At 70.5% G+C, this 10965-nt stretch carries 11 protein-coding genes and 2 pseudogenes; 10 read left to right on the forward strand and 3 right to left on the reverse strand.

All coding sequences use genetic code 11. From position 1 onward, the window contains the following. A pseudogene (locus AB0E07_RS20505) lies at nucleotides 1–141 on the forward strand (ABC transporter permease); the annotation flags it as partial. Between the two features lie 77 nt (nucleotides 142–218). On the opposite strand, the pseudogene AB0E07_RS20510 reads toward AB0E07_RS20505, so the two are convergent. After that, a pseudogene (locus AB0E07_RS20510) lies at nucleotides 219–1535 on the reverse strand (aldehyde dehydrogenase family protein); the annotation flags it as partial. 114 nt (nucleotides 1536–1649) lie between these two features. After that, complete coding sequence (locus AB0E07_RS20515; RefSeq protein WP_362253745.1) at nucleotides 1650–2087, reverse strand: MarR family transcriptional regulator; 438 nt, start codon at nucleotides 2085–2087, stop codon at nucleotides 1650–1652. Between the two features lie 78 nt (nucleotides 2088–2165). Here AB0E07_RS20515 and AB0E07_RS20520 point away from each other — a divergent pair, with 78 nt between their 5' ends. The 8 genes from AB0E07_RS20520 to AB0E07_RS20555 all read left to right on the forward strand — a co-directional run bounded on the left by AB0E07_RS20520 (nucleotide 2166) and on the right by AB0E07_RS20555 (nucleotide 9282). Then, nucleotides 2166–3278, forward strand: coding sequence for a substrate-binding domain-containing protein (locus AB0E07_RS20520; protein ID WP_362253748.1), 1113 nt, complete (start codon nucleotides 2166–2168; stop codon nucleotides 3276–3278). A gap of 217 nt (nucleotides 3279–3495) precedes the next feature. Continuing rightward, nucleotides 3496–4782 (forward strand): urea ABC transporter substrate-binding protein, encoded by a 1287-nt coding sequence (gene urtA / locus AB0E07_RS20525; RefSeq protein WP_362253750.1) that lies wholly within the window; start codon nucleotides 3496–3498, stop codon nucleotides 4780–4782. A gap of 64 nt (nucleotides 4783–4846) precedes the next feature. Continuing rightward, the gene (gene urtB / locus AB0E07_RS20530) at nucleotides 4847–5743 is read left to right on the forward strand and encodes an urea ABC transporter permease subunit UrtB (protein WP_362253753.1); all 897 of its coding nucleotides are present in this window, start codon (nucleotides 4847–4849) and stop codon (nucleotides 5741–5743) included. Continuing rightward, nucleotides 5740–6822, forward strand: a complete 1083-nt coding sequence (urtC, locus tag AB0E07_RS20535) for an urea ABC transporter permease subunit UrtC (protein ID WP_362253756.1) — start codon at nucleotides 5740–5742, stop codon at nucleotides 6820–6822. Before urtB ends, urtC begins: the two co-directional genes overlap by 4 nt. Beyond that, nucleotides 6819–7583, forward strand: coding sequence for an urea ABC transporter ATP-binding protein UrtD (urtD, locus tag AB0E07_RS20540; RefSeq protein ID WP_362253759.1), 765 nt, complete (start codon nucleotides 6819–6821; stop codon nucleotides 7581–7583). Before urtC ends, urtD begins: the two co-directional genes overlap by 4 nt. Next, the gene (gene urtE / locus AB0E07_RS20545; RefSeq protein WP_362253762.1) at nucleotides 7584–8276 is read left to right on the forward strand and encodes an urea ABC transporter ATP-binding subunit UrtE; all 693 of its coding nucleotides are present in this window, start codon (nucleotides 7584–7586) and stop codon (nucleotides 8274–8276) included. A gap of 118 nt (nucleotides 8277–8394) precedes the next feature. Beyond that, nucleotides 8395–8835 (forward strand): SPW repeat protein, encoded by a 441-nt coding sequence (locus tag AB0E07_RS20550; protein ID WP_362253765.1) that lies wholly within the window; start codon nucleotides 8395–8397, stop codon nucleotides 8833–8835. A gap of 183 nt (nucleotides 8836–9018) precedes the next feature. Then, nucleotides 9019–9282 (forward strand): GlsB/YeaQ/YmgE family stress response membrane protein, encoded by a 264-nt coding sequence (locus AB0E07_RS20555; RefSeq protein WP_362254167.1) that lies wholly within the window; start codon nucleotides 9019–9021, stop codon nucleotides 9280–9282. Here AB0E07_RS20555 and AB0E07_RS20560 read toward each other — a convergent pair whose 3' ends face one another. Then, nucleotides 9283–10233, reverse strand: a complete 951-nt coding sequence (locus tag AB0E07_RS20560) for an NAD-dependent epimerase/dehydratase family protein (RefSeq protein ID WP_362253768.1) — start codon at nucleotides 10231–10233, stop codon at nucleotides 9283–9285. It lies immediately after the preceding gene. A 171-nt stretch (nucleotides 10234–10404) separates the two neighbouring features. Between AB0E07_RS20560 and AB0E07_RS20565 the strand changes: the two genes are divergently transcribed. Further along, nucleotides 10405–10890, forward strand: a complete 486-nt coding sequence (locus AB0E07_RS20565) for a nucleoside deaminase (RefSeq protein WP_362253772.1) — start codon at nucleotides 10405–10407, stop codon at nucleotides 10888–10890. Nucleotides 10891–10965: the final 75 nt, after the last annotated feature.

Below are 10965 nucleotides of genomic sequence, written 5' to 3' on the forward strand. Positions count from 1 at the left end.
GGGCGCAACAACGCGAGCATGTCCCAGGTCTTCCTGGCCATCTTCCTGATCCTGCTCGTCGGCATCGCCATCGACCTGCTGATCTTCAGCCCGCTCGAACGGCGGGTCCTGCGCAGCCGCGGCCTCCTCGTCACGCGCTGAGCCCCGCACCGACGGCGGGCCGCACCTCCCCAGAAGGGGATGCGGCCCGCCGTCGTGTTCCGCGGAACGCCCGGCCGTCAGCCGAGCGGCTTCGCCAGCACCGCCTTGCGGTGGCTGAACGTCTCGATGGAGTAGCGGCCGTGGTAGTTGCCGGTGCCGCTCTCCCCCACTCCGCCGAACGGCAGGTCGGAGACGGTGAGATGGGCGAGCGGCAGCCCGTGTCCCAGACCGCCCGAGGAGGTCTCGGCGGCGAACCGCTCCCGCGTCCCCTCGGACGCGGAGAAGACATACAGGGCGAGCGGCTTGTCCCGGTCGTTGACGAAGTCGATCGCCTCGTCGAGCCCGGCCACCGTGACGATCGGGAGGATCGGGCCGAAGATCTCCTCGCGCATGACGGGCGAGGCGGGGTCTACCTCGGCCAGCACCGTGGGCGCGATGTACTTCGTGGCGCGGTCGCTGCCGCCGCCCACCACCGCGCGCCCGGAGCCGAGCAGCGCGGTCAGCCGGTCGAAGTGCCGTTCGTTCACGATCCGGCCGTACTCCCCCGAGGCCGCGGGGTCGGCCCCGTACAGGGCCTCCACCGCGCGGACGAACTCGGTCTCCAGAGCCTCGGCGGTCGCCGGGTCGGTGAGGACGTAGTCGGGGGCGACGCAGGTCTGCCCGGCGTTGAGGAACTTGCCGGCGGCCAGCCGGTCGGCGACGACCCCCAGATCCGCGTCGCGGTCCACGAACGCCGGTGACTTGCCGCCCAGTTCCAGGGTGACGGGGGTCAGGTGCTCGGCCGCGGCCCGCATGACGACACGGCCGACGGTGCCGTTGCCGGTGTAGAAGATGTGGTCGAAACGCTCGGCCAGCAGCGCCGTGGTCTCCGGCACCCCGCCCTCCACGACCGCCACCGCCTCGGGGTCCAGATAGGCGGGCAGCAGCCGGGCCAGGACCTCGGAGGTGGCCGGGGCCAGCTCACTGGGCTTGGCGACGACCGCGTTGCCCGCCGCGAGCGCGCCGAGGAGCGGGGTCAGCAGGAGTTGGACGGGATAGTTCCAGGGGGCGATGACGAGGACGACGCCCAGCGGGTCGTACTGGGTCCAGGCGCGCGCGTCGGAGCCGAGGTGGGCCGGGACCGGGGCGTCCTCGGGGCGCAGCCACTCCTGGAGGTGGTCGAGGGTGTGGTCGATCTCGCGGACGGTGAAGCCGATCTCGGTGCGCTGGGCCTCCGTGGCGCTCTTGCCCAGATCCGCGTGGAGCGCGGCGGCCAGGTCGCCGGCGTTCTCGGTGAGCAGGTCACGCAGTCGGCGCAGCTGGCTGACCCGCCACTCGACGGGCTTGATGCGGCCGGTGCGGAAGGCGGCGCGCAGTCGCGCCACGGTGTCGGCTGGGTCGTTCACGGTGCCTCGCTGGTGGTGCGCGGGCCGACGGGTGCGGCCCCGAACGGTTGGATGTAAATGCCAACCTTTACTGTGCCCGAATTGATTCCCCGACCAGGTGGGTAACTTTGCGCGACGCGCCGGTCACACCCGGGTGGACTCGTCGAGTCCGGTGGCGAGCCGGTCCAGCAGGGCCCGCAGCAGTTCGTCGTCGCCGTCGCTCAGGGCGGGCCAGTCCGCGCGCACGGCCCGGTCGACGCGGCGCCAGTAGTCCGCTCCGCGCGGGGTGAGGTGGGCGAGGATGCGGCGCCGGTCCAGCGGGTCGACACGGCGGTGGACGAGATTGAGGTCGACGAGGTGGTCGACGAGCTTGGTGAGCGTCGGCGGGGGCAGGAAGGCCGCCTCGGCGACGGCAGTCATGTGGTGCCCCTGCCCGTCGGAGAGCAGCGCGAGCACCCGCCAGGCGTCCAGCGAGCAGCCCTCCTCGTCGAGGACCCGCTGGAGACGGCGCGCGACCAGCCGTTCGGCCCGGGTCAGGAGCTGCACCAGATCTCGGGGCTGACGCGCGGATGAGGTTGGCATCGTGCTCCTAGGTCACGGGGTGCGTACATCGTAGGAGACAGGCTGGAGTTCACCGGGCGGACCCGAAATCATGACGCCATGTTCCGGCACCGTCCTTCGACCCCCGAGTGGTTCACGGCCGACGACTCCGTGCTCGGCGTGGCGCTGGTCTTCCCCCTGCAGGGGCCGGCGGGCATCTTCGGGCCGACCTGCGAGCTGTGCGCGCGGCTGGCGGCCGAGGAGGTCAACCGGGCGGGCGGGGTGCTCGGCCGGGAGCTGCGGCTGGTGCCGGTGGACGGGGGCGGCACGCCGCGGGAGATCGCCGACCACGTGGAGGCGCTGGTGGACCTGGGCGTGGTGCAGGGCGTCACGGGCTGGCACATCTCCTCGGTGCGTCAGGCGCTGGCGCCGAGGATCGCCCATCGGGTGCCCTACGTCTACACCGCCCTGTACGAGGGCGGCGAGCACACCGCCGGGGTGTTCCTCACCAGTGAGACGCCGCACGACCAACTACGCCCCGCCATGACCCTGTTGGCGAACGAGCGGCGGGTGCGCCGCTGGTTCGTGGTCGGCAACGACTATGTGTGGCCGCGCCGTACGGCACGGGCCGCGCACGGCTACGCCCACGCGTCGGGCGGCACGGTCGAGGGTGAGGTCTACCTCCCCCTGGGCACGCATGACTTCGAGCCCGTGCTGCGGCACATCGAACGCTCGGAGGCGGACGCCGTGCTGATGCTGCTGGTGGGCAGTGACGCGGTGCGCTTCAACCGGGCGTTCGCCGCCTTCGGTCTGCCCGCCCGCTGTCTGCGGCTGAGCACCCTGATGGACGAGAACATGCTGATGGCGAGCGGTCCTTCGGCCACCGAGGACCTGTACAGCACCGCCGGGTTCTTCGCCTCGCTCGCCAACCAGGGCACCCTCGACTTCCACGGCCAGTACGCCGGCCGGTACGGCGTCGAGGCGCCCGCGCTGGGCAGTCTGGGCGAGTCCTGCTACGAGGGGGTGCTGCTGCTCGCCGCGCTGCTGCGGCGGGCCGGCACCCTCGACGTCACCGCGATCGGCGCGGCGGCCGACACCGTCTCCTACGAAGGGCCGCGCGGGCTGCTGCGTCTGAGGGGGCGTCATGTCCGGCAGCGGATCTACCTGGCCCGCGCCGAGGGGCTCGACTTCGACGTACTGACCGAGCTGGACCTTCAGGGCCCCGGCCCTTGACAGGCCCCGGGCGCCGCCAAGATACTTCCCACAGAAAGTAATTAGAATGCCTCGGGCGAATTGTGAATGCGTTTTCCGAACGCAGGTCGCAGAACACCGGGGCGTTTTTTGTTGCCTTGGGGAAAGTAGCGCGAAACACCTTGGAAACAGGGGGACTTGAGTCTGTGGACCGCGCTTCAGGAGGTTGTCGTCCTCCATACCCGAGGGGGTAGTTCCATTGTTCAGCGGTTCCAGCGGTTCCAACGGCTCCAGCGCTTCTCGTATACGTCGGCGGCGTTTCCTGGCCGGCGGCGCGGCACTCACGGCGGCCGTGGTGCTCTCCGCGTGCGGCGCCAAGACCGACGAGGGCGGTTCGACGTCCGACAAGGCCGCCCAGGCCGACGTCAGCGGCGACACGGTCAAGGTCGGTCTGCTCAACTCGCTCTCCGGCACCATGGCGATCAGCGAGGTCACCGTACGAGACGCGCTCAAGCTGGCGATCGAGGAGATCAACGCCTCGGGCGGGGTGCTCGGCAAGAAGATCGAGCCGATCAGCGAGGACGGCGCCTCCGACTGGCCGACCTTCGCCGAGAAGGCCCAGAAGCTGATCAGGGAGGACCGGGTCGCGGCCACCTTCGGCTGCTGGACCTCCGCCAGCCGCAAGGCGGTCAAGCCGGTCTTCGAGAAGAACAAGTCGCTCCTGTTCTACCCGGTGCAGTACGAGGGCCTGGAGCAGTCCCCGTACATCTTCTACACGGGCGCCACCACCAACCAGCAGATCGTCCCCGCGCTGGACTACCTCAAGAGCAAGGGCCTGAAGAAGATCTACCTGGTCGGCAGCGACTATGTCTTCCCGCGCACCGCCAACAAGGAGATCAAGGCGTACGCGGAGGCCAACGGCATGACGGTCCTCGGGGAGGACTACGCGCCGCTCGGCTCCACGGAGTTCAGCACCATCGCCAACAAGGTGAAGGCGTCGAAGGCGGACGCCGTCTTCAACACCCTCAACGGCGACTCCAACGTGGCCTTCTTCAAGGAGTACAAGTCCGCCGGGCTCACCGCGAAGTCCATGCCGGTCGTCTCCGTCTCGATCGCCGAGGAGGAGGTCAAGTCGATCGGCTCCCAGTACCTGGCGGGCCAGTTGACGGCCTGGAACTACTACCAGACCACCCCGGGCGCGGCGAACGAGAAGTTCGTGAAGGCGTACAAGGACGCCTACGGCCAGGACAAGCCGACCAGTGACCCGATGGAGGCCGCCTACACCTCCGTCTACCTGTGGAAGGCGATGGTCGAGAAGGCGAAGTCCTTCGACCCGGAGAAGGTCAAGGCCGCCTCCGACGGCATCACCTTCGACGCGCCCGAGGGCAAGGTCACCGTGGACGGCGCCACCCAGCACATCTACAAGACCGCCCGGATCGGCGAGATCGGCACCGACGGACTGATCAAGGAGGTGTGGAACTCCGGCGAGCCCGTCAAGCCGGACCCGTACCTCAAGGGCTACGACTGGGCCTCCGGCCTCTCCTGACCGACCGTCACCGTCCGCGGGCCCCTCGGCGGGGCCCGCGGCGTCCGTCCCCCGGAGCCGCCCTGTGACCGTGATCCTCGGTCAGACCTTCACCGGCATCAGCATCGGTGCCGTCCTGCTCCTCATCGCGCTCGGTCTCTCGCTCACCTTCGGCCAGATGAACGTCATCAACATGGCGCACGGCGAGTTCATCATGGCGGGCGCCTACACCACATACGTCCTGCAGAAGTCCATTTCCGGAGCGGGAATTTCGCTCCTGGTCGCGCTTCCCGTCGCTTTTCTCGTCTCCGGCGTCCTCGGCGCGCTGCTCGAATGGCTGCTGATTCGCCGTCTGTATCTGCGGCCACTGGACACGCTTCTCGTCACCTGGGGCGTCTCCCTGATGCTCCAGCAACTCGCCCGGGACATTTTCGGCGCGCCGAACGTGCAGACCCGGGCGCCCGACTGGCTCACCGGCCACATCACCGTCATCGGCGGCGACGATCCGCTCACCTTCGCCAACAGCCGTCTGTTCATCCTCGCCCTGGCGGTCACGGCGGTCGTGGCCCTGGCGCTGACGCTGCGGCTGACCCCGCTGGGCCGCCGGATCCGGGCGGTGGTGCAGAACCGGGACCTCGCGGAGGTGTCCGGGATCTCCACCTCGAAGGTGGACCGGACGGCGTTCTTCATCGGCTCGGGTCTCGCGGGCGTGGCCGGCGTCGCGCTCACCCTGGTGGGTCCGATCGGCCCGACGATGGGCACCAACGTCATCATCGACGCCTTCCTGGTGATCGTGGTCGGCGGGATCGGCCAGCTCAAGGGCAGCGTCATCGTCGCCTTCGTCCTGGGGGCGCTCCAGGCGGTGCTGGAGTACTCCACCACCGTGAGCGTCGCCAAGGTGCTGGTGCTGGTGGCCATCGTCGCGTTCCTCCAGTGGCGGCCCCAGGGGCTGTACACGCTGCGCACCAGGAGTCTCGTATGAACCTGTTCAAGGGACGCTCCGCGCGGGCCGCGGCGGGATTCGCCGGGGCCGCCGCCCTGCTCTTCGCGGTGGCGCCGCTGGCCCTGTCCGACTTCCGGCTCGGCCTGCTCGCCAAGTACCTCTGCACGGCCATGGTCGCGGTCGGTATCTGTCTGGCCTGGGGCCGCGGCGGACTGCTGACCCTGGGGCAGGGCGTGTTCTTCGGGCTCGGCGGCTATGCGATGGCGATGCATCTGAAGATCGCCGACGCGGGTCCGGGCAACCTGCCCGACTTCATGTCCCTGTACGGCACCGCCACCGAACTGCCCTGGTGGTGGAAGCCGTTCGAGAACCCGCTGTTCGCGATCGCCGCGACCGTGCTGCTGCCGATGGCGGTCGCCGCGGTCCTCGGCTCGTTCATCTTCCGGCGCCGGGTGAAGGGCGCGTACTTCGCGATCCTGAGCCAGGCCCTCGCCGCTGCCTTCGCGATCTGGCTGATCGGCCAGCAGGCCACCACCGGCGGCACCAACGGACTCACCGACATCCAGGGCTTCTTCGGCTACGACCTCGACGACCCGGTCAACCAGCGGATGGTGTACTTCGTCATCGCCGCCTGCCTGCTGGCCCTGATCGCCCTCGCCCGGCAGCTGATCCACAGCCGCTACGGCGAACTCCTGGTGGCGGTACGGGACTCCGAGGAGCGGGTGCGCTTCCTCGGGTACGACCCGGCCAACGTCAAACTCGTCGCGTACGTGGTGGCGGCCGGGATGGCGGGACTCGCGGGCGCGCTGTTCGTGCCGGCGGTCGGCATCATCTCACCCGCGATGATCGGCATCGTGCCGTCGATCGAGTTCGTGATCGGCGCGGCGGTGGGCGGCCGGGCCTCCCTGGTGGGCGCGGTGCTCGGCGCGGTCGGCGTGGCCTGGGCCAGGACGGCGCTGTCGGAGGAGTTCCCGGCGGCGTGGACCTACTTCCAGGGCCTGTTGTTCATCGTCGCGCTGGCGTTCCTGCCGGGCGGGCTGGCCTCGCTCGCCTCGATCGTACGGCGGCGCCGGACCCTTCGGCGGACCCCCGCCCTCTCCGTGGGAGAAGCAGCATGAGCGAGCAGCCGGCAGGATTGGAGATTCGTCAACTGCGGGTATCCTTCGACGGCTTCACCGCCGTGGACGGTGTGGACCTGGATGTCCGGCCGGGCGATCTGCGCTTCCTCATCGGTCCGAACGGCGCGGGCAAGACGACCCTGGTCGACGCCGTCACCGGGCTGGCGCGGGCCGAGGGCTCGGTGCGGTTCGGCGGCGCGGAGCTGCTCGGCCGGAGCGTGCACCGCATCGCCCGCTCGGGCATCGGCCGCACCTTCCAGACCGCCACGGTCTTCGAGGAGTTGACGGTGCTTCAGAACCTGGACATCGCCGCCGGCGCCGGGCGCGGTGTGTGGACCATGCTGCGGCGGCGCAGGTCGGTTCCCGAGCCGGTGGCGAGGGCGCTGGAGACGATCGGGCTCACCGAACTGGCCGACTCCCCCGCCGGGACGCTCGCGCACGGTCAGAAGCAGTGGCTGGAGATCGGCATGCTCCTCGTGCAGGACGTGCGGCTGCTGCTGCTCGACGAGCCGGTCGCGGGGATGAGCCACGACGAACGGCAGGCCACCGGTGAGCTGCTGGAGCGGATCAGCGCGGAGCGGACCGTCGTCGTCATCGAGCACGACATGGACTTCATGCGCTCCTTCGCCCGCAGTGTCAGCGTGCTGCACGCGGGCCGGGTGCTCAGCGAGGGCACGGTCGCCGAGGTACAGGCCGACCCGAAGGTGCAGGAGGTCTATCTGGGGCACGCACCCGCCGACGCGGCGGTACAGGAGGCGTAGATGCTGGAGATCGACGACATACGAGTCGGCTACCACCGCAGCACGGTCCTGCACGGCGTGTCCGTGCGGGTGCCGAAGGACGGGGTCGCCGCCGTGCTGGGCCACAACGGCGCCGGGAAGAGCACCCTGCTGCGCGCCGCCGTCGGCCTGCTCACCCCGGTGAGCGGCAGCGTACGGCTGGACGGCGAGGACATCACGCGACGCAGGCCGCACGAGCGGGTGGCGCGCGGCATGGCGTACGTGCCGCAGGGGCAGCAGTCCTTCCCGCACCTGACCACCGCCGAGAACCTCCAGCTGGTCGCCGACGGCCGGCGGCGCGGCAAGGCGGCGACCGCCGAGGCGCTGGACCTCTTCCCGGCTCTGCGGGCGCTGTCGAACCGCAGGGCGGGGCTGCTCTCCGGGGGGCAGCGTCAGCAGCTGGCCATCGCCCGCGCCCTGGTCACGGAGCCCCGGCTGCTGCTCCTGGACGAGCCCACCGAGGGCATCCAGCCCTCGGTGGTGGCGGAGATCGAGGAGACGATCCTGGCGTTGTCCGCGCGCGGCGGTCTGTCGGTGCTGCTGGTCGAGCAGCACGTCGGTTTCGCCATGCGGGCGGCGCAGCGGTACTGCGTGCTGGAGGCGGGCCGGGTCACCTCGGAGGGGGAGGGCGGGCAGGACGCCGAGCGCACCGTGCGGGAGGCGCTGAGTGTGTAGACGGACCTGTACCGACCTCTACACATAAAGGGAAAATAAGCGCAGAATGGACGGGGGTGGCGCTTCCTCGCATACCGCCCCGGAAACGGTCAGGCCTGCTAGTCAAAGGAGACGAGTCATGGCCAACGTCTCGCCCACCAGAGGTGACATCACCAGTCACCCCGACGCACTGGAAATGCGGGAACGCTACGCCCGCATGCTCGGCGGTCGTGATGTGGCGCTCGTGGACGGACCGGTGTTTCTGCTCGGTCTGTACTGCGCGGTGTCCCCGTGGATCGTCCACTACACGACCAGCCAGCCCGACCTCGTACCGCACAACCTGGTCATCGGCATCGCCATCGCCCTGCTCGCACTGGGCTTCACCCGGGCCCCGGATCGCATGTACGGCCTGAGCTGGGCCATGTGCGCGCTGGGCGCCTGGATGATCGTCTCGCCGTGGATCGTCGGCAGCAGCCCGGACGCGGGCGTCGTGTGGAACAACATCGTCATCGGCGCACTGGCCGTGATCCTGGGCCTGATGTGCGCGATGACGGCGGCGAAGAGCTCCCCCAAGCCGTGACGACCACGAAGTGAGGAACAGGAGACAACGGAGGAGGAAGCGCCGGCCGGTCCCGGGCGAGCGGACCGGCCGGCGCCGTGCGCTCTCGCGCAGGTGCTCGAATCCGTCGATCGGCGCGGGAATGAGGGGGCGGCCCAAGGGCACACGCGTGGTGAGCACTTGAGGAGAAAGGGTGGGGTGGAGATGGAGATCTCCGGCATCATCAGCGCGATCGTGATCGGCATCGTCATCGGCGTCCTGGGCCGACTGGTCGTGCCGGGACGTCAGCGCATCGGAATCCTGCTCACGATCGTCGTGGGCATCGTGGCCGCCCTGGTGGGTACGGCCCTGGCGGGAGCGTTCGACGTCCGCTCGACCGACGGCGTCGACTGGGTCGAATGGCTCATCCAGATCGGCCTCGCCGCACTCGGCGTCGCCGCCCTGGACCGCTCGCGGGCCCGCCGCTGATCACCGCCGGCCGAGCCACTCGGCGTACCACCGCACGGTGGCGTCGAGGGTCTCGGCCAGCGGGGTGGGGGCCGCCCCGAAGGCCCGCTCGAACGCCGAGGAGTCCACGATCTGGGGCTCGGTGTGCTGGTAGAACATCTCCGCGTACTCGGCCATGAACTCCGCGTCGAACGGGCCGAAGGGGCGGGCCTCGGGCACCGGAACGACGTTCAACGGACGGCCCACCCGCTGCTCGATCAGCCGGAAGATCTCGCGGGTGCTGACGGCCGGCGCGGTCGGCAGATGCCAGACGCGGCCGTCGCCCTCGGGGCGCTCACCGAGCGTGGCGAGCCCCGCGGCGACGTCACCGACGGCGGTGTAGCTGTGCGGCAGGTCGATGTCACCGATGCCGGGCACCTCGCCCCCGGTCAGCGCGGCCGGGAAGACCGCCCCGCCGAGGGTGGAGTTGAGCACGCCGGGACCGACGAAGTCGGCGGACCTGCCGAGGACCACACGGACCCGCCCCTCGCGGTGGGCGTCCAGATAGCGCCGGTCCAGTTCCGCGCGCATCCGCCCCTTGCGCGTGGTCGCCCGCCACGGGGTGTCCTCGGTCATCACCGCTCCCCCGGTCTCGCCGTACGGGTACAGGGTGTCCAGCACCACCAGGCGGGCGCCGACGCCCTCGACGGCGGCCAGGACGGCCTCCTGGACGCGGGGCATCACCTCGACCTGGAGGTGGTAGCCGACGTTGACGCAGTGGTGGACCACGGCGGCACCGGCGACGGCCGCCCTCGCCCCCTCGCCGGTGGCGACGTCGGCGGCGAACCGCTCGGCGCCGGCGGGCGCGGGCCCCTCCCCCTTGCGGTCCACGAGCCTCACCGGGTGGCCCCTGCGGGCCAGTTCACCGGCGAGCGCCGTACCGGCGGGCCCGGAGCCGAGGACGACATGGAGGGACTGGGCGGGAACGGACATGACTGACCCCTTGTCAGGAGCGCGGGGCGCGGGTGCGCCGGGCGGGCTATCGCTTCTCATTTACGTTAGAGACTATAACTCTCGCGAAAGCATGTAGCAACGGACGGCGGGCGTAGGGTGCGGGAGAAGATCACCGGAGCGGGACCGCCCCCGCGAGAAGGGACGTACGCCATGGCCGTGAAGGACTCCGAACTGCCGTACCTGCGCCGCTGCGTGGAGCTGGCGGCCCAGGCGCTGGACGCGGGCGACGAGCCCTTCGGATCGGTGCTCGTGGGGGCGGACGGAACCGTGCTCGCCGAGGACCACAACCGGGTCGCGTCCGGGGACCGCACCCGGCATCCGGAGTTCGAGCTGGCCCGCTGGGCGGCGGCACACCTCACGCCCGAGGAGCGGGCCGCCGCCACCGTGTACACCTCCGGCGAGCACTGCCCCATGTGCGCGGCCGCGCACGCCTGGGTCGGCCTCGGGCGCATCGTGTACGCCGCCTCGACCGAGCAGCTCACCGGCTGGCTGGCCGAACTGGGCGTGCCCGCAGCACCGGTGCGGGCCCTGCCGGTCAACGACGTGGCGCCCGGCGTCACGGTGGAGGGCCCCGTGCCCGAACTGACCGACCAGGTCCACGCGCTGCACACGCGCTTCCACCGCGGCCGGGACTGATCGGCGCGCCCTCCCGCCAAGATGCACGGGCCGACCGGCGCTGCCTAAGATCGGTAAAGGCCCCGGCCAGGTGGA

Origin of the sequence: Streptomyces sp. NPDC048002, assembly GCF_040653275.1 — a bacterium.
In the GTDB taxonomy this organism is placed as follows: domain Bacteria; phylum Actinomycetota; class Actinomycetes; order Streptomycetales; family Streptomycetaceae; genus Streptomyces.